Below are 24,459 nucleotides of genomic sequence, written 5' to 3' on the forward strand. Positions count from 1 at the left end.
GTCAGTCTCCTGCTGATGAAAGGTCGTAGTCGCCAGCGGCGCCAAGCCCCGAAACGAAGGCGAGCTCAGCGAGGCGACGGTCAGCGCCGCGGCCCGCGAGCACAGCAACGAGGTTGATGGTTTCGGCGATCAGGGCGCGCGGAACCGTGATAACGGCTTCCTGGATGAGCTGCTCGAGCCGCCGCAGCGCACCGAGCGCGGTGCCCGCATGAATGGTCCCAATGCCGCCTGGATGCCCAGTCCCCCAAGCCTTGAGCAGATCGAGCGCCTCGGCACCGCGAACTTCGCCGATCGGAATTCGGTCAGGACGCAGCCGCAGCGAGGACCGGACGAGGTCCGATAGCGTGGCCACGCCGTCTTTGGTCCGGAGCGCCACCAGATTGGGCGCTTTGCACTGAAGTTCGCGCGTATCTTCGATCAGAACGACCCGATCGGCAGTCTTTGCCACCTCGGCCAGGAGCGCATTCGTCAATGTTGTCTTGCCGGTCGATGTCCCGCCAGCGACGAGAATGTTCTTCCGTGCAGCGACCGCGCTCTTCAGGATCCTGGCCTGCTCCGAGGTCATGATCTCCCGCGCGACGTAGTCGTCGAGCGTAAACACCGCGACCGCGGGCTTTCGGATAGCAAAGGCCGGTGCCGCGACGACCGGAGGCAGGAGACCCTCGAAGCGCTCTCCGGTCCCAGGCAGTTCGGCCGAAACCCGCGGCGCGCCTGCATGCACCTCGGCACCTACGTGATGCGCAACCAGGCGAACAATGCGCTCGCCATCCGCAGCCGACAGAGTTTCGCCAGTGTCGATCAGACCATTCGACAACCGGTCGATCCACAGCCGCCCATCCGGGTTGAGCATCACCTCGATGATCGCTTCGTCTTCGAGGTAGCCGGCAATCGCAGAGCCGAGCGCGCTGCGCAGCATTCGTGCACCGCGCGAACTAGCTTCCGATTGAATGGAATGGATTGCCACCGTTCGCCCCCACGAATGAGAGCGTCCACAGACGGCCCTCAGATGGGGATGATTTAGAAAGGCACCAACGGACTTGGTGCAACAATGGCTTTCAGTGATCGTAGATTGGAGTAGAAAAAGAAAGACTGAGAACTGATCTCTGAGGCCTAAACAATCGTATCGGTTCGCTGCGAGTAGCTACTCACCACTCGACATCATCATCCGCGGGCAGGAGGATGACCGAATCCTCATACAACCCAACTGACTCGACAGCGTAGGAAACATCAACCGGCTTGAAGAGGATCGAACTCATCCATGATGCCCCGGATCGGCGCCAAGGCAACGCGAACCACGCCAACGCCGAAATCTGCAGCGCCACGTTGAGGCCGAACGCGACTTGATAGGCTTGAACGGACCTATGGCCATCATTCGCAGCCAATTGCTCCAGGATCAGGCCTGTCCCGGACTGGGCCAGAAAAGCCCAGCCAAAGTGCAAGACGTTCAACGCGCCATTGGCACGACCAGCTATTTCCCGTGGAAAGTAATCCGCTATTACCGCAAAACTGACGACGGTCGCCGTTCCGGCAATTGCGACAACGGACCAAGGCAAGATGGATGGCAGGGGCGCTCGCAGGAGCAAGGCCAGCTCGGCAGCGATAAACAGCACTGCAACCGTCGCCAGTATCGTCTCCGCCCCGATTCCTCTTCGTTTGAGGTAGTGCACCGCCATGCCGAACAACCAGGCACCGCCGCTCAAGACGATGGACATTATGAAAAGCTGCCTGACGAGACTCGCGCGATCAAACCCTTCAACGTCTATCAACCACGGCGACGCCCATAAGCCTTGCAGAGACCAGGCTGATCCAATGCAAGTCGCCGACAACGGCGCGATTCGCCAAAAGCGCCGATCTCCGAAAACGGAGCCAAGGGTGGCGTGCGCCGCTGATGGGACAATGGGTCGTTCAGGCACCACGACATAGATGAGAATGGCCGTCACACCCGTAGCGGCTGCCAGGATCTCAAAGAGCTGCCGCCAGCCCATCCAAGCGAGCAGGTGTTCGACGGGAGCCGTAGCGGTCACCGCTCCTAGCGATCCCAGCATGACCATGTAGCCGTTGAGCAAGGCGACGCGTTCCCTGGGGAACCAAAGGGTGATGGACTTCAGCCCTGCCGTCAGCGCCGCGGCCACGCCAAGCCCGATCATTGCACGCGCGATCAGAAACGACAGGAAACCCGTCGATACAGCGAACAGTCCGGCTCCAAGTGCTGCGAGCAAGAGCAGAACACTCTGGACGCGGCGCGGACCGAAGTGGTCCAACAACATACCGACGGGGATCTGAGCCGCCGCGAACACAAGGAAATAGACTGACGTAAGCAGCCCGAGGTCGGCAGTCCCAAGCCCGGTGTCGGAGCTGAGATGATTGGCAATCAAAGCATTGATCGTTCGAAACAGGTACGAAAGATAGTATCCGACAGCGAAAGGTAGAAAAACGCGCGCAAGTCCACGCCATCGTTTTGAGATTTGCATGCCGGCCCCTCTCGCTGTCAGCTCTTTCGAGCCGATAGCGCGTCCAGCTTTTTGTCAGTTCGGCCAAATTGCTGTGGTCGTAGGCTGGCGTAGAAAAAGAAGGTCGGGCGCGATGGCGCATCCAGGGTGCCCGATCAGGATTCGTTGGCCGGTTCCTGACGGCGGATATCTTCCGGAATCTCGCGCAGAAAGCTTTGCCCCTTTTGCAGGCGGCGCCCGAGTGCCTCGACAAATCCGTCAAACCGCTCCCGGCCCTTTGCCTGCGCGGCCGCCTGGGCATCATTCGGCAATGGTGGCGTGATCGTCAGCCAGAAACGAATGAACAGCGCCAAGGTCTCGGCTGTTAAACCAACGTCACGCTCCAGCCTCTGCATCTGACGCGACAGCCGATCGAGGCGCCTGGCGAACGCTGCCTCCCGCCTGTCCGCTCCATCCGGTGACAGAAACGAAGCGACAGCCGCTTCCACGATCGCAGACCGGGAAAGCTTCTTGCGGTCGGCGAGGTCCGCGATCTGTTTCAGCAGCTCTGGCGGGAAATAGACGTTCATCCGGTCGCGCATATTGCCTCAGAGCTCCATGCCGTCATTCGGGTCCATGGCGACCTGACGGGCGACACCGCGCATTTGTTGGCGTCTGAGTCGGGACTGACGGACCGCATCCTCGTCATCATCAAGAACGGCGGCAAATTCCTCTGCGGGTGTCGGCTCGGTTATTTCTTTGACAATTGCGACGTGATCGGGGAGTTCGGGCTCGCGACGGAGTCCGCTGTTCGCCGTGTCTTCCTCGGCCACCGCGGCTTTGTCAGTTGGAACCCCTGTTGGCTTCGGCGCTCCGAGCGCTGACCATCCGTCCATTCGCGATGATCGGCCGGCGCTCGCCGGATCGGGCGGCGGCAGAACCCGCTCGGTGAACCGATGATCCTCGTAGTAGCGGACCTTCTTCGCTCTTATCGGCGGCGTGCCCGCCACCATGACGATCTCGTCCAGCGGCGGTAGCTGCATGACTTCGCCAGGCGTCAAGAGCGGCCTCGCCGTTTCCTGGCGCGAGACCATCAGGTGCCCCAGCCAGGGATTCAACCGATGTCCCGCATAGTTTTTCATCGCACGCATCTCCGTCGCCGTGCCCAACGCGTCGGACACACGCTTCGCGGTGCGCTCGTCGTTGGTCGCGAAGCTGACGCGGACGTGGCAGTTGTCCAGGATCGCATTGTTGGGCCCGTAGGCCTTTTCGATCTGGTTGAGCGACTGCGCGATCAAGAAACTCTTGATCCCATACCCCGCCATGAAGGCGAGCGCGGACTCGAAGAAATCGAGCCGCCCAAGTGCGGGAAACTCGTCGAGCATCATCAGAACGCGATGGCGGCGGTCGCGGGCATGCAAGTCCTCGGTCAGACGCCGGCCAATCTGGTTCAGGACCAGGCGGATCAGCGGCTTAGTCCTTGAGATATCCGAGGGCGGCACCACGAGATAAAGCGTCGTCGAGCGGCTGTCTGCGATTAGATCCGCGATCCGCCAGTCGCAACGGCGGGTCACCTGAGCCACCACGGGATCGCGGTAGAGCCCGAGGAACGACATCGCGGTCGACAGGACGCCAGAGCGTTCATTCTCCGACTTGTTCAGGAGTTCGCGCGCCGTCGAGGCGACCACGGGATGGACCCCCTGCTCGCCAAGGTGTGCCGTGGTCATCATCGCCTTTAGCGTTGCCTCGATCGGCCGCTTCGGGTCGGACAGAAAGGCCGCCACGCCGGCCAAGGTCTTGTCCGCCTCGGCATAGAGGACGTGGAGGATGGCGCCGACCAGGAGCGAATGACTGGTCTTCTCCCAATGGTTCCGCTTATCAAGAGAGCCTTCGGGGTCGACTAGGACGTCGGCGACGTTCTGGACGTCGCGGACCTCCCATTCCCCGCGCCGGACCTCCAGCAGCGGGTTGTAGGCTGATGATTTGGGATTGGTGGGATCGAACAACAGGACGCGACCATGACGAGAGCGGAAGCCCGCGGTCAGTTGCCAGTTCTCACCCTTGATGTCGTGGACGATGGCCGAGCCGGGCCAGGCGAGCAGCGAGGGAACGACGAGACCGACACCCTTGCCGGACCGGGTCGGTGCAAAACACAAGACGTGCTCCGGCCCGTCATGGCGGAGGTAGTCGCGGTCGAGCTTGCCCAGCACCACGCCATCCGGGCCGAGAAGTCCGGCCGCTCGAACCTCCTCCAACCCAGCCCAGCGCGCCGAGCCATAGGTCTCGACGTTCTTGGCCTCGCGCGCTCGCCAGACCGACATGCCGATCGCCACCGCGATCGAAATGAACGTCCCGGATGCCGCGATGAACGCGCCCTCGACAAAGACCTGCGGCGCATAGGCGTCGTAGACGAACCACCACCAGAAGAAGATCGGTGGGTAATAGATCTTGAAGCCCGACAGTTCGAACCAGGGCCGCCCAAGCTCCGGTTGCCAGGCAAGTCTCCAAGCCGTCCACTCGGTTGCTCCCCAGATGGCCAGCGAAACGATTAGGCCGACAACGATTACCTGTCCCCAGAGGATTTTGGTTCCGGACATCCCGAACACCCTTCCGCAACTGAATTTGAGATACTGCTAGAGGCCCAGGTCGCGCCTCCGACCAAAGCCCCATTCGATACCACCGTTGTCCTTCACGACGCCGGCGACGTGTTGGCCGACTTTCCTTTCGAGTTCGCGCGACCAGGGCACGAGCTGGAAGCCGAGCCCATTATCGATCATGGCGAAGCGTCCGGAACTGAGTGTCAGCCGCTGGCGATACGTGCCTGCCACGTGCTCCCCGGAGCCAGGCTTCAGGTAAGGAAGGCGGGTGTCGGCCGAGACCCTTGCTGCCACCTCGTCCAGCTCGCGCCGGCGCAGCGTGTTCAGGAGATCGCGCTGCAGGATGATGCGCTGGCCCTGGCGCCGCGCCAGCCGCTCCTGGATCAGATGCTCGGTACGGGCTTCCATGGCATCGCGGGTCTCGCGGCCGAAGCCGCCCATCGCGAGGGGCAAGGGATCGCGGTCGACCAGCCTGTGGTCGAGCCAGGTGGCTCCCTTTGCCGTGACCTGTTCACTAAGATCCAGATCGGAGCGGATCGCGAGCACGAAGGTCGGGCGCGAATCGCCGATCTGACCGAAGCGTCGGACTTCGACGATTCCGCCGATTGGCGGAGCTTGGTCGAAAGCCTCGGGCCCTCGGAAGCGAACGTGGTGCGCGCGCCCGTCTGTCCCGTCGATCAGGGCGTAGGCCTCGCCGGTCAGTTCGTCATGCAAGCCACGATCAACCAGCCGTCCAACGATCTGAGACGCCGGTTGTCCGCCCTCGATGATGAAGTCAGCAACGCCGCGCGCTTCCCCACGCTCGCTAAAGGCGCGGTGCATGGTCTTGATGATGTCGCCGCGCATGCCGAGGTCGCGCAAGCTGCGCTCGGCCTCGAGCCCGACCATCCACTCTCCCGGCGCGGCGGAGGCCGCAACGCCCATCTTCTCCAGGTGTTGAAGGCGACCGACCATCAGGCGCCTGATCTCCGGATCGGACTTGCCGGGATTCTCCGGGCGTAGATCGATAGAGCCGGTCTCGTCTGCCGCCAGCCGGATCTCCCGATCGAGCCGCGTCCATCGTTCCGCCGAGACTTCCCTCTCAAGCGAATTGCGGATCTCGTGCTCCGGCTTTGGACCGAGTTCAATGGCCACCAGTTCCTCGGCGCGTGAGCGCAGGCCCTGGCTGATGTAGTCGCGGGAGATCACGAGATCCGCCCCGTCCTCATCCACTCCCCGAACGAGAAGGTGGACGTGTGGGTTGTCGGTGTTCCAGTGATCAACGGCGACCCAATCAAGGCGCGTACCGAGATCAGTCTCCATCTGCTTGGCGAGGTCGCGGGTGAAAGCCCTGAGGTCGGTCATCTCGCCGGCATCCTCGGGCGAGACGATAAACCGGAAATGATGCCGATCGTCCTTGCAGCTTTCTGCGAAAGCCGGGCTATCGGCGCGATCGCTGCCGGCATCGAACATCTCGGCCCGCTCACCATTCCGGGTCACGCCGTCACGCTTCAGATATGAAAGATGAGTGGTCAGTGGCGCCGAACGGAAGGCTCGCCCTTTGTGTCGCACCACGCGCGCCTTCACCACGACGCGCCGGGTCGGGCTGAACAATCTGGCGCGGCTAAAGGCGATGCGCCCGCGGCCAAACGTCGAGCGCCCGTAGGCCGCCGAACGCCTCCTAGGTGCGGCCTGCCCCGAGGTGTGTCCTGCTTTCTTCGCCGCCCGCAGAACCTGGTTGATGAAGCTCTTTTGCTTCGGCGCGCGGGTACTGCGGATGCGCCCAGGCCGAACACGCAAGTCGCTGTCGCGCACGCTCACGGAAGGGCCTCCCAGGCATTAAAAGCACGCACGGTGCCGAAAAGACCTTTGATTGCATTCGCCAAAATGCAGGGCGCGGCACGCGCCCCGACCGACCGGCACGCCAGAACCCAAGCCATGCCAATGGCTTGCGGTTCGACCGGCGAGCCCCTTTTATCTCGCCCTCTTAATCGGGCGTGTCGTCTGCTTGCTCTCAGCCATTTTCGCTTCCTTTCTCGCTTGCGACAAGGCCCTCTGCGCCACGCTTGAACGCGCTGCGCCACCACAAAAGCGAGTCCCGGTGCGCCGTGCACTCTTCCGCGCTCAGCGACGGTATAATCTCGCTGCAGCAAGGCAGCGCGGACGCCGTCGCGGCGCATCTTTCCATCGGCATGACGGAGCCACATCACAGGCAGTCCGGCGTGGTCCACATTGCACGTCACGTGCGTGGCCACAGGCAAGATAGCGTGCGTTCCGTCGTCGTTGATCTGCACCAGGTCTCTTCCGCTTGTGGCGGAGCTCCGTGTTCAAAGCCTTGCGGTCATCGGGTCATTGATCTGCAACTGGCTCGGGCTGGTCATGCATGGGCTCCGAGCAGCTTGCGGTCCTTGGCGGCGGCACGGGCGCGCACGTCCGCCCTCGATGCGCCCGGATCGCCACAATAAAACGTGCCATCGACCCACATCGCATGCATGATCACCGCAAGCTTGCGTGCCACCGCAACGGTCGCCTTGCGGTGGCTGGTGCGCTTGGCGATCGCCAGCCCCCAGGTCTTGACCTTGTCCTTGCGCTTGAAGCGGGTCAGCAACGCACTGGCCGCCTCATAAAGCGCCCGCCGCACGTCGCCATCGCCGGCCTTGCTGATCCGCCCCTGCACGTCGATCGACGTGCCGGACTGCCAACGCCGCGACGTCAAGCCAAAATACGCCGCCACATCACGCGACCGCTTGAAGCGCGCGGGGTCGTCGATCGCCGTCATGAAGCTCAGCGCGGCCACCGGGCCGACGCCGGGGATCTGCATGAAGCGCCGGCACAGTTCATGGCTCGCCACCAGCTTGACCACGAGATCGTGCAGCCGGCAGTACTCCTTCCACAGCGCCGCGCGCGCGTTCAGCATGGCATCGATCAGCTCGGCTACCAGCGCATCACCCGCTACCGCCTCGCGCACCGCTTGCGCGAAGCCGCCGCGGCCAACATGGCTGAGGCGAATGCCAAACACCTTCAGCGAGTGCCGAATCGCGTTTTCCAGATCCAGAAACTTGCGCTTCAGATTGCGCCGGTGCGTCAACAGCAGCCGCAGCCGGTAGCAGGCTTCGCTCTTGATATGCGCTCTTCTGAACCAACCGGTGCGCATCAAATGCGCCAGGCCGAGCGCGTCGGTCCGGTCGGTCTTGTTGCGCTGCGCCTTCAGCGCGGCGCGGACGTGGAAGGTTTCCAGGCAGACCGCGGGTACACCAAGGCGAAGCAATTCCGGGTGCAGCCAGGGCGACAGCGACCCCGCCTCGTGGCCGACCCGGCGCAAGCGGCCGAGATACGGCGTGAGCGCCGCCTTGATGGTCTCTGGGTCGGTTACCACGGTAACCTCCAAGGCCACCTGGCCTTTGTCGTCCACCACGCAGATCGCCGTCTCGTCCATGCCGACATCCAGGCCACAGAAGAATTCCATCACACGCCTCCCGCGTTGCTGAGGCGGCGTAGTGTGCGGGTTATTCATCGCGCAGACCACTTGCTCGGCCGCCGCAAGACCCGGCGCAGACCGATTACGGGCGGCCTTCCTAATCGGGCGGGCAAAGTCAACTCATTCCTACGCTTTTCTTCGACTCTTCGCACTTCAGCCATGACAGACTCCCTGCATCGACGGCGCGCACGCGTCACCGCAACGCTTGCGATCAGCATTCACCAGGCGGGGTCCATGCGTTCCTTCGCGTTCAGCACTTCGGCCGTCGCATGCTCTTCATCAGGTTCGTAAACAGGGCTGTCCAAGCAGTCTGGCGCTCTCGTTCCCGAAGGACGGCAGCAGGCAAGAGATAGCGGACATTCCCCGTTTCGCGGCCCCGCCAGGGGACGCTCACCGCGCGCGCGGATCTCTAATTTCGTTCCCTCCTCAGCATGCTGGGAGTAATCCCAGCGCCTTCCTACGCTCGTCTACGTAGCTATTGCTGCGCCGGCTTTAGGCGCAGCCGTTGCGTGACCTTGGCACCGAATCCGACGTGGAAATCGGTCTCACTGACCCACATCCGGTGGAGAATGCCCGCGAGCTTTCGCGCGACCGCGGCAATCGCACACAGCATGCTCGACCGCTTGGCAATTCGCAGGCCCCACGCCCGCAACGCCGACCATTTTCTGACCCGTAGCAGCAGACTTGCAGCCGCTTCACACAGCGCCTCCCGCACGGAGATATCGCCTTGTTTACTGATGCGACCTTCAAAATCGATCGATGTGCCAGACTGATGGCGCTTCGGCGTCAAGCCAAAATGGGCGCCCACCGTACGTGATCGGGCAAAGCGATGAGGGTCATCAACGCCAACCTTGAATGACAAGGCGACAACCGGGCCGACACCCGGAACCGTCATGAGACGCCGGCAAACGGGATCATGCTGGACCACCTGCAGGAGTACGCGATGCAGCCGATCGTAGCCCTCGAGGAGCGCGCGGCGCACGTCCAGCATGACCTGGATCGACATCACAAAAATCGGGTCGCTGTGCTCGATCAGCTCGCGGATGCGGGCCTCAAAGGCGCCTCGAGCGACTGCTCCGACGAGCAATCCATAGGCCCGCAGCGCGCCCCGAACATGGTTCTCGAGGTCGACCAATTTGCGCTTAAGCAGCTTCCGGTTGGTCAGCAATGTGCGCATTTTTTGCATGTCGATATTCTTGACATGCACGGCGCGGTACCAGCCCAACCGCATCATCTGCGCGATGCCGCGCGCATCGTTTCGGTCGGTTTTGTTGCGCATTGTCGACAGCGAAACGCGCATGTGGCGCGCCTCCACGACAATGATTGGAAGCCCGACTGGCTGTAATTCGCGATACAGCCAGATGCCTAGCGATGACGCCTCGACCCCTACTCTATCGAGGCGATCCGCGTAGCCCTCTACAGCGCAGCGGATCGCCTCTGGCTCCGTGCTGACCTTAATCTCGCGGACCGTGAGACCCTCGCTATCGACGATGCAAACGCTGGTTTCTTCAAGGCCGACGTCCAATCCAACGTACAGTTTCATCGGAGCTCTCCTTTGTGGCAACGACCTTCCAAGTCGTTGCACCAGGCTCCGGATTCGGCCACGGCCGTCTTATCCCCGTGCACCGGTATCTCGAAGCCCGATTTGAAGAGCCCTGCTATCGTGGTCTCCCGGTCGCCGGTTCCCGAAAGAACCGTCGCGACCCCGCAGCCAACTCGCGAAGCCCCCACTGCTGCCGAGCGCTTGCGATAGCGATCGTTACCCGAAGGGCCGAGACACCCGAAGGGTGGCTCGGTGAGGAGCGAAGCGACGAGTAGAGCGCAGGCCGAAGGCATCGCCCATACGCCGTCAGCTTGCGAACCCGCACGCTTGGTCATTGCGATGCTCCGAATCCGATCGAGGGGCGAACACGCCAAGAGACCGTGGAACCATGGGCGAAACATCGGGCGCCGAGATTGCAGCCGTGACACCGCGCGAAGGCATGAGAGCCAGCAACCGATCGCGCGTTTTCATGAGATCGGATCGCCTGACGAATAGCGCCGCAGCTGGTGACGACTGCCCGCTGGACGTCCACCTCGGAGGCAGTTCGATGGCAAGCAGATTTGCAAGCTTTGCGACGTATGCTCGCGTCCCGTCTGGCAAGGAGCCGCCTGCGAGATGCCCTTCATAGCGAGATGGTCCCGCGTTGTACGCGGCAAACACGCCAGGTGAGCCATACCGGTCGAGCAGTTCGCGCAAGTAAGCCGTGCCGGCCAGAATGTTGTCGTGCGGGTCGTAGGGGTCGCTCCCGAGATTGTAGCGCTCGCGAAGTTCCGCCCAGGTCGCCGGCATAATCTGCATCAGCCCCATTGCGCCTTTGGGCGACTTGGCGTGCACGTCTCCAGCGCTTTCGACGTTAATGACCGAACCGATCCAGTTCACCGGAATTGCAAAACGCTTCGAGGCTTCGTCGACGAAAGCAGAAAACGGGTTACTTACCCGAGCAACCGCTTGAACCGACGCCGATCCACTCTCGGCTAGTGCAGCACTGTCCGACGCAGCGAAAACAAGCAGCAGCGACACGACAGCCCAAGCACGCACGCTCGACCGAACCAAGCATGCCGTCGCGCTCGCGCCCGTCCAGGGTAAAGCCGCTTCGCGCCGGCCATGCGGCTGCCCTGGACTGCCGCGGCGTGCGTCGGCCCTGCTACCGTTGGTCGGGACGGAGGAATGGCCGCGCGATCGATCGAACAGCGGAATGATGGGGTAGGAGCGTGGAACACGCACGATCACTCCTCCCACGTCGACACCGGCAGCGCGCGGCCGATCACCGCCGACGCAGGCAAGAATCCAAAATATCGGCCATCCAGGGAGTCGTCGGACTGCCAGTTCATCAGAAACAGCTCGCCGTCGCCAACGACGCGGCAGCCCTGCCATTTCGGCAGCGGCCGGCCGCGTCCGTCGCGGTCGCGTGCCTCGCCCATTGCAATGTCGTCGACCGAAACTGTGAGCCCGCTTCTGCAGACCGTCTGCCCCGGCAGCGCAAGGACCCGCTTCAGCATGGGGACGCCAATGGGCAAATAGCCGTTAAGGTCGAGGAAGGTCGCGAGCGGCTCCGGCGGCTGCACGGCGACCAATTCAGTGACCTGCAATTGGTCCACCGGTCTGAGGCGGTAGAGACCGATCGGCACGCTCGCGGATGCGTTCCAGATGTAAAGCGGAAGCGGCTCCAGAACGATGGTCGCGATGAGCGCAGCAGCGAACCCAATCGTCACGGCCAGCATCATTGAGCGGCCTGTCATCGTATGACCCTCTGCCGGTGAAGCCAAGCCTGATGGCGGGCTTTCGTATACGAACGCGGGCATTCGTTGACGGACAGACGGTTATGAACGTGATGCCAATGATCAGGCGCAACATCAGCGGGATCGATGCTAAGCGCCTCAACGGCATCGACCATCTGCAGCACGCGCTCGACTTTCGGCCAGCCGGACAGGCGCAGCAAAATCTCGCCGCCTGGCTTCACATAAGGCACGGTCGAGCAGCGCTGTCCCGGCGCGACCGCGCGCAGGATGTCGATCCGCGAAATGATCGTGCCAAAGTCGTTGGAGGTCCACCGGACGAAGGCAAAGATGCTGCCTGGCGCGAATGACAGGACACGCCGATGGAGATCAAGCTTCCGTTCCTTGACGATGCGACCGAACCGAATGCGGTTTTCGATGCGCTTCTCGAGCCACAGCACTTCTACTTCCGTAAGATCGCTCATGCGGCGGCCCGCCGACGCTGGAGCTGACAGCCGTGAGCTTGGGGCTCGGTCGAGTGTATGTATCGCCTGCAAAGGCAGGCTGGCCTATCGGACTGCCGTTGCCGAGCGCCGCCAACCGGGCTTCCGGCCTGGTCCGTGAGAAGAAATCCGAAGGATTTCTGGTTAGTAAAGTTAGAGCAGCTGGAAAGCGCGGAGAAACAAGCCCTTAAGCTCGATTCCGGTCCCCGATAGCACGAGGATCGGGTCCTCGATAGCACGAGGGTTGCGGTCCCCGATAGCACGAGCTGATTCACAGGTTGTCCTCCGGATTTGGAATGAGACCGCGCCGATGCAGGCGTCCCGTTAAGGGAGCAACAGGCGTTGGCGTGAAGTTCAGCCGATCGATGCCGTTCGGGTCGCGCGTGAGCACGAGCTGATAGCCGGGCAATGTCTGGCGCTGGACGATCTGGCGTATGTCGTAAGCAAAGTGCTTGAGCGGCGAGAGGATGCCGGACTTAGCATGGAGATGCACAAGGTCAAAGCTCCAGCCGCCATCCTGGTGGCCGCCGTGCCTGCGCACAAGACGATAAAGCCAGCGCTCGAGTCCACCCGTCAGATCGAAATAGGCGCGGTCGATCGTCAGCACGAGCGCGTCATCGATGACGCCGGCGTAGAACCAATCGGGCAGGATCAGCTCGATCCCAAATGGACGTCCATTTGCATCGGCCGTCTCCTTCCACTCGTTGATCCAGGAGAAGCGATGCTGTCGCCGCTCGGTCGGCTGCCGGATGGAAGTCATGAGACCAGCCTTCAGGCGATCATAGTCGCGTGCGCTGGTGCCGCGGCCGACCAACGTCAGAATCTCGTATGGTGTTGCAGCCACCACGCGCGACGTCTTCAAGCCTGCGTCACGAGCTTCGACGATCTGGGAAGCGGCCCAGATCAGAACGTCTGCATCCCAGATGGTCGCCATGCCGTGTTCCGGCACCGCCTCGACCCGATTTGCGATCGCACCGGCACGGAAATCGATCGGCACGATCCGCTTGGTCTCCGCGAGGGAAAAGAAGGGATATGCCATCAGATCCTGAGCGTTGTGGGGCGCAAGATCACCAGGGAGCGCCCGAAAGAGCTCAAGCTGGTCGGGCTCGGAATGGTGTCTGCGCCGCATGATCACTGCTCTCACGCGGCAATCAGCGGCGTTCCTGGCCCGCATACGGGCGCAGCGCAGGATGCGTCTTCGCCGGCAGCACCGTTCCCTTGCCGGGATCGGACGTCGATGTCTTGGCGCCCCGGTCGGCCCATGCTTTCAGGTCATCGATCGCGTAGACAACACGTCCGCCAATCTTCCGATACGTCGGTCCAGTACCGTACGTGCGGTGTTTCTCGAGCGTGCGGCCGGACAGGCCAAGATAGCGCGCGGCCTCAGGTGTACGCAGGAATCGCGGGGGAAGACCGGCCATCGGATCGGGCATTTGAGAACTCCAGGAGGATAGCGCACTACGCTTGGCTAGGCCGACGTGTGTGCGGTCATCATGGAGGAGCAAGATCTCGGAGGGGGATGCCGAATATGGAGGGGGACGATTTTCGGCACCCCTTGGGGACTGCGCTACTCGTCCTTGCGCCCGGGCCGCAGGAGTTTGCGGTAGCCACCGCGCATCAACGCGAGGCCGCCTTGCACCAAGCGGATTGTTCGATTGCGCAGATCATGCGTCTTCCAGGCACGATCGGGGATGTACTTCTTGCCGAACAGTACTTCGGCGATGACGCGATAGCTTGCGCCCGCGCCGTGCGCGTCGAGCGCACGGATCGCACCCCTCAAGCGCTCGCGCCGCTGTTTGGATAGCGTGTGAAATGCCGGACCTGGCACGCGTCCATTCATCGCGCGCCACAGCCGGCGGGCTGCATACGCGCGCGCATCGAAATCGCCATCAAACGGCAGTTCGGCTGCGTATGACGCGCCGAGCGCCGGCGGGTCCTTGGACCAGACGCGGTGATCCACTGCACCCATGCGCAGCACGGCATGCCAGCCGTCGACAGCGCGGCGCACCTCGCCTGCTGTAAGGTCAAGCAGTGGCTGAGACGCCGACACGAGATCGGCCGTCGAGGCAACCTTGACCGGAACGACCGCCGCTAGAACCTCAGGCGCCCAAAAGATCGTCTGCTCGTCGAAGGACCTCTGCGGGTCATGGGCGAAAGCAGATACCCCATTTCCTCCTGAATTCCTCGTTCACCGCTCCATCGGGGCTGCTTGCGATCATCGCTTCGTACTCGCGTCGATAGTCCGCGTTACGACGAAGACATTCCCAGGCGATGTCGGTGATCTCGGCGTCTTGTAGGCTCTTGTAGGAATCCGGCGACCGCCAGTCGAAATCAGGCATTGCTTCCGCCCCATTGCACGTAGCTAACAAGGATTGGGGCGCAATAGGTATGAACGACACGGTTGTAGGAAGCCCCTAGTTTGGCACCACGTGGTGCCCCGGAATGACCACCCGTCAGTCAAAGAAAATAGTTCTGGCTGCAAATCGTCTGCCGGCGATTTTCTTCTATTTGGAGCCGGTGCCACGTAATAGGCGGCCCTGCTCAGTCACCCATTTGGCGCGCGCAAGATGACTCTGATATGCGCTCCGCGCACGGTTCGGCTCTCGCTCTGGGTCCATATGCAAGACCACTCGAGTCACTTCGCGCCAGTCCGCCCCCTCGCCCTCCGCCTGCAGGAGGCGCATGTACGTAACGACATGCTGTTCGTCATAGGCAGTCAGCAGCGGCTCGTTCGGCGCACTGTCAGCTACGTCTGGATCTAGGGATGGCTTCTGCATCATACCCGCTTTTAGAACGCCTATAAGCTACGCCATGGGTTGGTCGCAATCCAGACCTCCGCTTCCCGTTTGAATCCTGAATATTCGTTCGGTAGATCGGCGGCCAAGTTCGGTCGCGCACGTAGCGCCGCCACACTCGATAGCATGTTCAGACACGAATAGGAACGATCGTTCCTAGAACGATCGTTCCGGCTCAGTTCCCATATCGCCATGGATCTCAAAGAGATCATGGCTGTGAATCTGCGTCGGAAACGCCACGATCTACAAATGACGCAGGAGGAGCTGGCCGAGCGCGCGGGTTTAAGCGCCCGTTACGTCGGCGCCATCGAGCGCGGCGATGTATCAGCAAGCGTCACCGTGCTCGGACAAATTGCTGAAGCATTGGGGGTCGAACCGGGGGACCTGCTCAAAAAGGCTGCGCGGCTTAGCAAATCGTAAGCCCCTTCAGGCCGACCGCGAAGCGCCCCGCCCGGCGGACCGGACGAGGCTTGGCAGTGCGATCTTACTCGCCGTTCTTGCGCGGCCGCGCCCACAGGAGGGTGTAGCCTTCACCGCCCTCGTCATCGAACAGGTTCGCGTAGATCGAAGCGTTGAAGGAAGGATCATCGAGCTTGAGCGAGAGATAGTCGCGGCCCTCCTCGGAACGCTTCGACCAGGCTGCCCCGATCTCCGCCCGGCCCACATAGATACGGTGGCTGGGAGCGTTGTCGTTGGTCCGGTTGGTCTCGGCGACGATGCGGACGCCCTTGGTTTGCAGGCTCAGGGTGATGATCTCGCCCTGGAAATCGTTGCCGACCTTCTTGAAAGAACCGATGTTAGCCATGTCACTTCTCCCGTTGTGTTTCGAGCCCGCGACCACCGCGGCCTCGATGGCGATCTGAACGCCGAAGACGATCGGCGACGCACCCGCTCGGGCCGGAGCGCAGCGGAGGACGCCGTTGGAGCGACTTTCTTGTCTCGCGAGGAATGGGCGAAGCCCAGGGGAAGAAAGTCGCATCAACGGCGTTGCGGCTCGGACGATCGAGGCGAAGCCGGTCTTCGGCCAGATCACGCCATCAACGAGGCCACGTGCGTCCGCGTGCTGAACCACAATCTCTGGAGAAGCATGGCTATCTCGGTTTTGATGAACAAGAGGTCGGAACGATTCAGCGCGGGAAGAGAAATAATCTGCTGCAAAGGGCGGCATCGTCTCCCAAGAACCGATCGGGGCAACACCGCTCTGCCGCGGTTGCGTGGACCAGACCTTGCCGACAGCTTGGTCGAGGAGTTCCGAGGAGGACTCTCCCGCGCTCAGGTTTCGATCATCTCCCGTTCACCACGCCGATTTACGCACACCTGTTCGACGATGAAGGCGGGAAACGGTCATCGCTCGGCCAATGCGGCCGTAAGAAGCGGTTAGGACGAGTCCTGGACTGGCTCCGATGCGGCTCTGCCGCCGGAATACTGGAAGCCCCTTCTGGACCAGCCCCGCGCCGACGGAGCCGAACCGCGCCGCGGGGCGTCCGTCGGCGCGCAGCAGCTGGACTATCCATCCTCCTACGGGTGGGGTGCCCACGCTGCGAATCGCCGAAATCCGGAAGGTCGACGCGGTCCGCTTCTACGGACCCGAGGCGATGTGGAAGACGGTTGGACAGGGTCTTTTGGAGAACACGTTTACGCATCGGAAGACGGCTGCTGGCCCTGCGTCGCCGGCGCTGCGGAACTGGATGCTGTCATGTCACCGAAGCATCACCAGGCGCCATTGTCCGGCGGAGACCGGAACGCGCTAAGAACTCGGCCGCGCGCGAGCGAGGACCACGATTCTCGCAGCGCAGTGGGCCGATGCGCGCGCGAAGGGCGAGGCGCTCCTTCGCCGAGCCGACAAGCTGCCCTGCGCGTCATGGAACGAGCGTATGGGGGCCGGTGGCGGCCCGGTCGACCCGTCGCCGACCATCGACCAGGCCATCAGCGGCAGCCGCGAGTGAGCGCGCAAAAGCTCGCGACGGCCGAGATCCAGGTGACCGCGACCGATTTGTCCGTCGTCGCTCAGGAACGGCGGGACACCAGCATCAGGCGGTCTCGGCCGCCTCCGTCTCCGAGCAGCCGGCCGGTCTTACCGTCCAACACGTGAGAGCCCATGCAGGCCTGGCAGCGCACAAGCACGTGGGTCCCTTCCGACTCCGTCCCGACCAGCAGGTGCTGGACGGTTATGCCGGTCCGCGGACACTTGAAGAGGGTCTGTCGCTCGATGCCTCAAACATGCGCTTGTCGCCGAGGGGGAGAAATTCCGGTTGATTACTTAGGTCCTCACCGTCGGTGAGTCGCCCCGTTTGAGCTGGGTCAAGGCGCCGGGCCCGCTCTTCTTTAAAGGATTTCGTCGCGTCGGCCTGACAGACCCGGCGCCGTGACGAACCGCCCGCTTCGTGTCGACCAGCGTTGCGCATAGCGCTGCGGAACACGTGGGACATTGCGAAGCCCTGACCCGTGCCAAACCGCCCGGAACGAGCAGGCGGGGCTCCCGAAGGAGTTGTCCCGCAGGCACGATCTCGATACTAACGCTTCGGATTTCTGTTCGGATCCGACCTGCGTTCCCGTTTGTCGCGCGAGCTTTGCCATTGCCGGTACAGTCCGATGATGTGTTTCGCGATGGCGGGCGCATCGTACAGTTTTTCAAATCGTTTCACTTCCACGGCGAGGAAGCCTCTTGGCTAAAGCCGGTGGCGAAAACGAACGGAATGCGTTGCTCCATGAGCTTGTCGGCGATCGGATATGCAGATTGGCCGTGCACGTTGATGTCGATTACGGCCACGTCGAAACCGTCTCCCTCGACCTGCGCCAGCGCTTGCGACAATTCGCAGATCGGACCGACGATCTCCGCGCCTTGCGACCGGAACGCCACTTCCAGATCGGCTGCGAGGAAATACTCGTCTTCGACGATCAGTACCCGACAGGACCTGCTCATGACGCCACCTCGCGGGCGCGGATGATGGTCCGAAACCGGCCCCCCCGCAATCGAGTAGCTCAGCCAGTGTTCGTTCACGTGTACTAGAGAGTCCACGGCGCCCATTTGTCCTGGCCTCGTTCGAGGAGGTCACCCCCGCAGCCTCCGTTCGCGCCATCCGTCGGATGCATATCTTTCAACGGTGTGACCAGCATTGGGTGGTCCACTGCGCGGGTAGAGGATGACGTCCGCGCTCCCTTGGCTTGGCTACTCTCTTCCCCCGGGAGAACGGGAATTGACGATGGGGCCTCTTCGTCCAATTCACGAAGCAGATCGATCTGACGTTTGAGGCTGTCCGGCAGCTCTCCGCCGTCGCCTAGGGACGCTTGCAGCCTTTCGCCGATCTCGCGGACAATTGCGCGGCTGTGCGTGTGGTCGATATCGATGCGGTCTCGCATGGCGCGAAGCGACGAAACCATTTCGGGGGATCCACGAAGCAACGCCGAAACAGAAGGCGTTCAACATCCCTCACCGAATATCTTTATCGCGATTTCTCCCTCGCCCGCATTCAAGAAATGCGGAAGTTCGAGATTTCGCGTAGGCCATAGTTGGGGCACGCAAGAATCCCATCGCGGCCACCGTTCCGTGCACCGTGGCGATCGCAATTGTGATCTGGGCCGTGATGGGAGCGCGACTTCTGGGCCTCCCACGTCAGAACGCGCGCCGCTCGCATTGCGCAGAGTCCCTGAGCGCGCAGAGCCGGCGGCAACCTATCGGCCGCGGCGAAGGACAGCGAACCCGTGACTTGACGGAACTTGGGCGTAGGGTTGCCGCATCGACAGTGCGCCATCCATGGTCGAAGTTGCGCTAGAGTTCGACCGCGCGACAAACGTGCGTTTTGGGGGACGCCGCGGCGCTACCGTGACGCCTGCGCGGACCTGGCAATCGCCTTCATGTCACTTCGAGACGGCAACGATATGCCTGCGCCGTCCGAGAAGTGGGCGCGTTTGTTGGAACCGCGTGCCAGATTTTGTGTGATAGCCGTTCGGTCATGCAATGGGACATTCGAACAAGCAAGCGCCGACGCCCGTTCCATCGTCCAGGGCGACTATCTGGGCGCGTTCCAACATGGTGAGTCGGTCAGCGTGACCGTTTAGCAATGACGCTCCACAGCGAGCATTGCCCTCTCGAAGCCTATTTCTCGCGACTGGGCGGCAACCTCAAACCGGTAGCCTGCTGAAAGTCAAACAACGATAGGACTGGCTGGATGGCTATGAGAATGCGATAATCGAGGCTACGTTTCGCGTGCTTTTGGCCTGCTGGTGGCGAACCTTCGGGCGATATGGATGTTGTAGATGGCCGCGCTTTCTCAGGACGTGGTGCCGGATTTACAGCAAGAGAACGCCCGGCTCTCGGCCGAGCTGCGTGCAGCGCAGAATCGCCAGGACGCAACCGCGGAAATTCTCAGGACCATCGCCAGTTCGCCCGGCAATGCCGACAGGGCCCTGCAAAAGATTGCCCACACGAGTGCTCGCCTGTTCGAGGCCTTCAGCGTTCAAATCCAACTCGCCGAAAATGGTGGATGGGGCAAAGGATATCGGTTCGGCGCAAGTGCGCAACAGGTCCGCTCAGCGGTCCCGCTAGACAATATCCAGATCGGAGGACGGAATCTGCCGGGCGCGGTTATCGGCGAGAACCGCCAGATTCACATTGCCGATCTCGATCATCCCGATACGACTGTGGCCGATTTTGTTGGCATCCCGCACGCGCGCGCGGCTGGTGCGCGCACAATCTGTGGGACGCCCTTGCGACAAAATGGCCATGCAATCGGGGTCCTTGTCATTTATCGCGACCGGCTGCTGCCCTTCAGTCACGAAGAGCTCGCGCTCCAGCAGACATTCGCCGATCAGGCAGTCATTGCAATTGAAAACGCCCGCCTGTTCAACGAGAGCAAAGAAACATTGGAGCGGCAAACTGCAACCGCCGAGGTGCTGCAGGTCATCAATTCAGCGCCGGGCGATCTCGCGCCGGTATTCGACGCGATTTTGGCTAAGGCACATCAGCTGTGCGGTGTCGCTTATGGTAGCTTACAGGTCTACGACGGCGAACGGTTCCGCGCTGTCGCTGTGCATAATTTGCCAGAACAATTCGCCGAGCTGTTGCGGCGGGGTTTTCAGGGCGCGGACCATCCGGTCGGTAGGGCCTTTCTCGCCGGCGACCGCCTAGTGCACCTATTGGACTGCTCCGAGATTGATCATCCGGTCATGCAAAGCGCGGTCGAACTCGCTGGGATTCGTACCGCGCTATTTGTGCCGCTACGTCGAGACGAGGCGCTGCTCGGAATGATCGTCTGCGGCCGACGCGAGATTAAGCCCTTTGGTGAGAAAGAGATCTCTTTATTAGAGAGTTTCGCCACGCAGGCGGCGGTTGCCGTCGAAAATGCTCGTCTTCTAACCGAGACGCGCGAAGCGCTGGAGCGGCAGACGGCAACCGCCGATATCCTGAAGGTGATCGCGAGCTCGCCCTCTGACGTGCAGCCCGTGTTTGAGGCGATAGCGATAAGAGCTAACGCCCTGCTCGGCGGGTTCTCAACCGCTGTCTTTCGGTTCATTGACGGCATTGGACATCTCGCGGCGTTCACACCGACCAATCCGGCAGCTGACGACATCTTAAAGAAGTCTTTCCCCCGGCCGATCGCGGATTTTGAGACCTTCGCGATGGCGCAGGCAGGCAAAACCGTGCAGACGCCCGACGTCGAAACCCTGACAAACGAGATCAAGTACATCGCTCGCGCGCGCGGCTTTCGCAGTATGATGTTCGTTCCGCTGGTGAGCAGCGGGGCCGTCATTGGCATGATAAGCGTGACGCGCAAGGAGACCGGTCACTTTGTCGAGCATCACGTACGGCTGTTGCAGACATTCGCCGACCAGGCAGTGATCGCTATCGAAAATGCCCGGCTGTTCAACCAGGTTCAGCAGCGCACGAGGGACCTGACCGAATCCCTGCAGCAGCAGACCGCAATCGGAGAGGTCCTCAAGACTATCAGCCGCTCGACATTTGATCTTCAGCCCGTGTTGGACACGTTAGTGCGCACGGTAGCGCGCCTTTGTGATACCGAGATGGCCTTTATCATGCGACGGCAGGGGAACGTATATCGTGCTGGCGCGGCGGTTGGTTACACCGACGAATATATCGAATTCCTGAAAGGCCACCCGATCACGCCGGATCGAGGCACCATCACCGGCCGTGCCGTGCTCGAAAGACGTCCTATTCAGATCGACGATGTGTCGACCGATCCAGAATATACGTTGCGGGAGTCCACGACGCTGGCCGGTCAGCACACCGCTCTTTGCGTACCTCTTCTGCGAGAAGGCGAGCCAATCGGGACCATCGTGCTGGCGCGTCAGCGCGTTGAGCCGTTCACGGAAAAGCAGATCGAATTGGTCACAACCTTTGCCGACCAGGCGGTGATTGCGATCGAGAATGTCCGCCTGTTCGACGAACTTCGGCAGCGCACTGATGACCTAAGCGAATCGCTCCAACAACAGACTGCGACCGCGGATGTCCTGAAGGTGATCAGCCGCTCGACATTTGACCTGCCAAATGTTCTCGAGACGCTCGTTAGCTCGGCGGCGCGGCTGTGCGGCAACCCGAGGGCGGCGATTTATCTCATTCGCGATGGTCTGCTGCACCTGGAGGCCGCGCACAACAATTCTGCCGAATGGATCGCTCTGCGCAGGAGCCAACCGCTTGTCCTTAGCCACGACACGCCGAGCGGCCGGGCGGCGCTGAGTGGCCAAATAGATCATGTTCCTGATCTCTTGAATGACCCGGAGTTCAAGCGGCATGATCTTGCAAGACTTGGCGACTATCGCGCGACACTCAACGTACCTTTGGTCCGGGAGGGGATCACGACTGGGGTACTCAGTTTGGCAAGGCCTGAGTCGGGGCCGTTTACCGAGCGGCAGATTGAGATCGTGCAGACCTTCGCCGACCAGGCGGTGATTGCAATCGAGAATGTGAGGTTGTTTGAACAGCTGGAAGCAAAGAGACGGGATCTTGCGGAGGCGCTGACCTATCAGACCGGCAGCGCCAACATCCTGAAGGTTATCGCGTCTTCGCCGACCGACGTCGGCCCCGTCATGAAGGCCATCGTGGAGAGTGCATGCGAGCTTTGCGACGCCGCCGATGCCGTGGTGCTGCTTCGGGATGGCGATGAACTCGTCTTTGGCGCGCAGCATGGTTCTATTCCGATGGCCTGGCGGCGCCAACCAATCGACCGTCGATTGCCCTCCGGGCGCGCCATTGTCGACTGCAAACCCGTTCATGTGCACGATCTCCTCGGGCCCGAGGGTGATGAGTTCCCGATCGGTCGCGAGCTCGCACAGCGCTCCCGTGTCCATACCATTCTCACCGTACCGATGCTGCGCGAAGACGAGAGCATTGGCGCGATCGCTCTCCGCCGCACCGAAATCAATCCGTTCAACGAAAAGCAGATCGCACTGCTTCAGACCTTTGCTGACCAGGCGGTTATCGCCATCGGGAACGTCCGCCTGTTCGAGGAGGTGCAGGAACGCACGCGAGAACTGACGGAGTCGCTTGAGCAGCAGACAGCGACCTCCGAGGTATTGCAGGTCATCAGCTCCTCGCCGGGCGAGCTGGAGCCGGTTTTCCGGAAGATGCTCGAGAACGCCACGCGCGTCTGCGGAGCGAATTTCGGCGTTATGAATCTACGTGACGGAGACAACTTCCGAATCGCTGCAAGCTGTAACGTACCGCCTGCATTTGCAGCGTTGCGGCAGAATTTCGTGTTTCAACCTCATCCCGACAGCGGCCACGCCGCCCTTATCAGGACCCGTCAACCCGTTCACATTCACGATCTGCGAAACAGTCCTGCCTACGTGGCCGGTGCACGTCATGTCGTCGAGATGGCCGATATCGCTGGCGCCCGCACCATCGCCGTCGTGCCCATGTTGAAAGACAATGAGTTGATGGGGACCATTACGATCTACCGAACGGAGGTTCGACCGTTCACGAACAAACAGATCGGGTTGATTGAGAGCTTTACTAAGCAGGCGGTGATCGCGATCGAGAACACCCGCCTGCTCAAAGAACTGCGCCAACGCACAGATGATTTGAGCGAGTCACTTGAACAGCAGACCGCGACCGCGGAAGTTCTTGCTACGATCAGTTCGTGCGCCGGCGAGTTGAAGCCGGTCTTCGACAAAATGCTCGAGAATGCGACGCGGATATGCGGTGCTCGATTTGGCACCATGAATCTCTACGAAGAAGGCGGCTTCCGGACGGTCGCATTATTCAACGCTCCGCAGGCCTACGTGGACACCCGGCTGTACAAAATTATTCGCCCGCATCCCGCGAGTGGACTCGGCACTGTCGAGAAGACCCACGAAACCGTCCATATCGACGATATCAGGACACAGCCGCCCTACGTCGATGGCGATCCCAATGTTCGCGCGCTTGCTGATATTGCCGGCGCCAGAACCCTAGTTATCGTACCCATGCTCAAAGAAGATGAGCTCATTGGGACCATCACGATTTTCCGCCAGGAGGTCAAGCCCTTCACGGGGAAGCAGATTGAGCTTGTATCCAATTTCGCAAACCAGGCAGTGATTGCGATTGAGAATACCCGCCTATTGAACGAGTTGCGCGATCGCACGAAGGAATTGTCGCAATCACTGGAAGAACTGCGGACCGCTCAAGACCGGCTGGTCCAGACCGAGAAGCTTGCCTCCCTAGGTCAGCTAACCGCCGGCATTGCACATGAGATCAAAAACCCGCTCAACTTCGTGAATAATTTCTCCTCTCTCTCGTACGAACTAATTGGTGAGCTTAACGAAGCACTGCGCACGACGACAGTCGGTGATAAGTTGCGGACGGAGATCGATGAGCTCATGCAGATGCTGCAGAGCAACCTTGAAAAGATCGTCCAGCACGGCAAACGCGCCGATTCTATTGTCAAGAATATGCTGCTGCATTCGCGCCAGGGCTCTAGCGAGCTCCGCTCCGCTGACGTCAACGCAATTGTCGAGGAAAGCCTCAATCTCGCCTATCACGGTGCGCGTGCGGAAAAGCCGGGGTTCAATATCGCGCTCGAACGAGATCTCGATCCCGCTGCTGAGATGATCAACCTGTACCCGCAGGAAATCACCAGGGTCTTACTTAATCTGATTTCGAACGGCTTTTACGCGGCCGCCAAACGCAAGGAAGCCGCTGGTGATGGTTTCGAGCCAAAGCTGAGCGTAGCAACAAGAGCTCTTGGCGGCGTCGTGGAAATCCGGATTCGCGATAATGGCACCGGCATTCCACCTGGGGTGAAGGAAAAGATATTCAACCCATTCTTCACTACGAAGCCGCCGGGGGAAGGAACCGGGCTCGGTCTTTCGATCTGCCACGATATCATCGTGAAGCAGCACGGCGGCAGCATTGATGTCATCACCGAGCCGGGCACTTTCACCGAATTCATCATTACGCTGCCGGGCACTGCGGCCCCTTCATAG

20 protein-coding genes and 1 pseudogene are annotated in these 24,459 nt (G+C 61.3%); 4 read left to right on the forward strand and 17 right to left on the reverse strand.

Going from position 1 to position 24,459, the window contains the following annotated elements; translation table 11 throughout:
• Window position 1: 1 nt before the first annotated feature.
• From trbB to AC5V87_RS28335, 10 genes are all read right to left on the reverse strand, one after another.
• Window positions 2–916, reverse strand: a complete 915-nt coding sequence (trbB, locus tag AC5V87_RS28290; protein ID WP_495368434.1) for a P-type conjugative transfer ATPase TrbB — start codon at window positions 914–916, stop codon at window positions 2–4.
• Window positions 917–1,145: 229 nt separating this feature from the next.
• Complete coding sequence (locus AC5V87_RS28295) at window positions 1,146–2,471, reverse strand: MFS transporter (protein WP_495368435.1); 1,326 nt, start codon at window positions 2,469–2,471, stop codon at window positions 1,146–1,148.
• A gap of 134 nt (window positions 2,472–2,605) precedes the next feature.
• Window positions 2,606–3,031: a CopG family transcriptional regulator gene (locus AC5V87_RS28300; protein WP_495368437.1), complete on the reverse strand. Its 426-nt coding sequence runs from the start codon at window positions 3,029–3,031 to the stop codon at window positions 2,606–2,608.
• A gap of 6 nt (window positions 3,032–3,037) precedes the next feature.
• On the reverse strand, window positions 3,038–5,026 hold the full coding sequence (locus AC5V87_RS28305) for a conjugal transfer protein TraG (protein WP_495371956.1): 1,989 nt from the start codon (window positions 5,024–5,026) through the stop codon (window positions 3,038–3,040).
• 36 nt (window positions 5,027–5,062) lie between these two features.
• Window positions 5,063–6,826: a relaxase/mobilization nuclease domain-containing protein gene (locus AC5V87_RS28310; protein WP_495368438.1), complete on the reverse strand. Its 1,764-nt coding sequence runs from the start codon at window positions 6,824–6,826 to the stop codon at window positions 5,063–5,065.
• Window positions 6,827–7,382: 556 nt separating this feature from the next.
• Window positions 7,383–8,471 (reverse strand): IS110 family RNA-guided transposase, encoded by a 1,089-nt coding sequence (locus tag AC5V87_RS28315; protein WP_495368439.1) that lies wholly within the window; start codon window positions 8,469–8,471, stop codon window positions 7,383–7,385.
• Window positions 8,472–8,958: 487 nt separating this feature from the next.
• Entirely contained in the window at window positions 8,959–10,026 is a 1,068-nt protein-coding gene (locus AC5V87_RS28320; protein ID WP_495368440.1) for an IS110 family RNA-guided transposase, read from the reverse strand.
• 306 nt (window positions 10,027–10,332) lie between these two features.
• Entirely contained in the window at window positions 10,333–11,046 is a 714-nt protein-coding gene (locus AC5V87_RS28325) for a lytic transglycosylase domain-containing protein (RefSeq protein WP_495368441.1), read from the reverse strand.
• 206 nt (window positions 11,047–11,252) lie between these two features.
• A complete protein-coding gene (locus tag AC5V87_RS28330; RefSeq protein ID WP_495368442.1) occupies window positions 11,253–11,765 on the reverse strand; it encodes a S26 family signal peptidase in 513 nt (170 codons plus the stop codon).
• Entirely contained in the window at window positions 11,762–12,181 is a 420-nt protein-coding gene (locus AC5V87_RS28335; RefSeq protein WP_495371957.1) for a DUF2840 domain-containing protein, read from the reverse strand. Before AC5V87_RS28335 ends, AC5V87_RS28330 begins: the two co-directional genes overlap by 4 nt.
• Here AC5V87_RS28335 and AC5V87_RS28340 point away from each other — a divergent pair.
• Window positions 12,125–12,253 carry a hypothetical protein gene (locus AC5V87_RS28340; RefSeq protein WP_495372040.1) on the forward strand — a complete coding sequence of 43 codons (129 nt, stop codon included), beginning with the start codon at window positions 12,125–12,127 and terminating at the stop codon, window positions 12,251–12,253. The two genes, AC5V87_RS28335 and AC5V87_RS28340, sit on opposite strands and share 57 nt — an antisense overlap.
• Window positions 12,254–12,515: 262 nt before the next feature.
• On the opposite strand, the gene AC5V87_RS28345 is transcribed toward AC5V87_RS28340, so the two are convergent.
• The 5 genes from AC5V87_RS28345 to AC5V87_RS28365 all read right to left on the reverse strand — a co-directional run bounded on the left by AC5V87_RS28345 (window position 12,516) and on the right by AC5V87_RS28365 (window position 15,021).
• Window positions 12,516–13,373, reverse strand: coding sequence for a replication initiator protein A (locus AC5V87_RS28345; protein ID WP_495368444.1), 858 nt, complete (start codon window positions 13,371–13,373; stop codon window positions 12,516–12,518).
• A 22-nt stretch (window positions 13,374–13,395) separates the two neighbouring features.
• On the reverse strand, window positions 13,396–13,677 hold the full coding sequence (locus AC5V87_RS28350) for a helix-turn-helix transcriptional regulator (RefSeq protein ID WP_495368445.1): 282 nt from the start codon (window positions 13,675–13,677) through the stop codon (window positions 13,396–13,398).
• A gap of 134 nt (window positions 13,678–13,811) precedes the next feature.
• Window positions 13,812–14,252, reverse strand: a complete 441-nt coding sequence (locus AC5V87_RS28355) for a DUF2285 domain-containing protein (protein WP_495368446.1) — start codon at window positions 14,250–14,252, stop codon at window positions 13,812–13,814.
• 136 nt (window positions 14,253–14,388) lie between these two features.
• On the reverse strand, window positions 14,389–14,583 hold the full coding sequence (locus AC5V87_RS28360) for a transcriptional regulator domain-containing protein (RefSeq protein WP_495368447.1): 195 nt from the start codon (window positions 14,581–14,583) through the stop codon (window positions 14,389–14,391).
• A gap of 165 nt (window positions 14,584–14,748) precedes the next feature.
• On the reverse strand, window positions 14,749–15,021 hold the full coding sequence (locus tag AC5V87_RS28365; protein WP_495371958.1) for a DUF2285 domain-containing protein: 273 nt from the start codon (window positions 15,019–15,021) through the stop codon (window positions 14,749–14,751).
• Window positions 15,022–15,231: 210 nt separating this feature from the next.
• Here AC5V87_RS28365 and AC5V87_RS28370 point away from each other — a divergent pair, with 210 nt between their 5' ends.
• Window positions 15,232–15,459 carry a helix-turn-helix domain-containing protein gene (locus tag AC5V87_RS28370; protein ID WP_050385492.1) on the forward strand — a complete coding sequence of 76 codons (228 nt, stop codon included), beginning with the start codon at window positions 15,232–15,234 and terminating at the stop codon, window positions 15,457–15,459.
• Window positions 15,460–15,523: 64 nt separating this feature from the next.
• On the opposite strand, the gene AC5V87_RS28375 is transcribed toward AC5V87_RS28370, so the two are convergent.
• Window positions 15,524–15,844 (reverse strand): DUF736 domain-containing protein, encoded by a 321-nt coding sequence (locus AC5V87_RS28375; protein ID WP_495371959.1) that lies wholly within the window; start codon window positions 15,842–15,844, stop codon window positions 15,524–15,526.
• An 891-nt stretch (window positions 15,845–16,735) separates the two neighbouring features.
• Between AC5V87_RS28375 and AC5V87_RS28380 the strand changes: the two are divergent.
• Window positions 16,736–16,973, forward strand: a pseudogene (locus AC5V87_RS28380) (hypothetical protein); the annotation flags it as partial.
• Between the two features lie 707 nt (window positions 16,974–17,680).
• Here AC5V87_RS28380 and AC5V87_RS28385 read toward each other — a convergent pair.
• A complete protein-coding gene (locus AC5V87_RS28385; RefSeq protein WP_495368448.1) occupies window positions 17,681–18,067 on the reverse strand; it encodes a response regulator in 387 nt (128 codons plus the stop codon).
• 1,229 nt (window positions 18,068–19,296) lie between these two features.
• Here AC5V87_RS28385 and AC5V87_RS28390 point away from each other — a divergent pair.
• Window positions 19,297–24,459 (forward strand): GAF domain-containing protein, encoded by a 5,163-nt coding sequence (locus AC5V87_RS28390; protein WP_495368449.1) that lies wholly within the window; start codon window positions 19,297–19,299, stop codon window positions 24,457–24,459.

It is taken from the genome of Bradyrhizobium sp. SOJA106 (genome assembly GCF_059448745.1).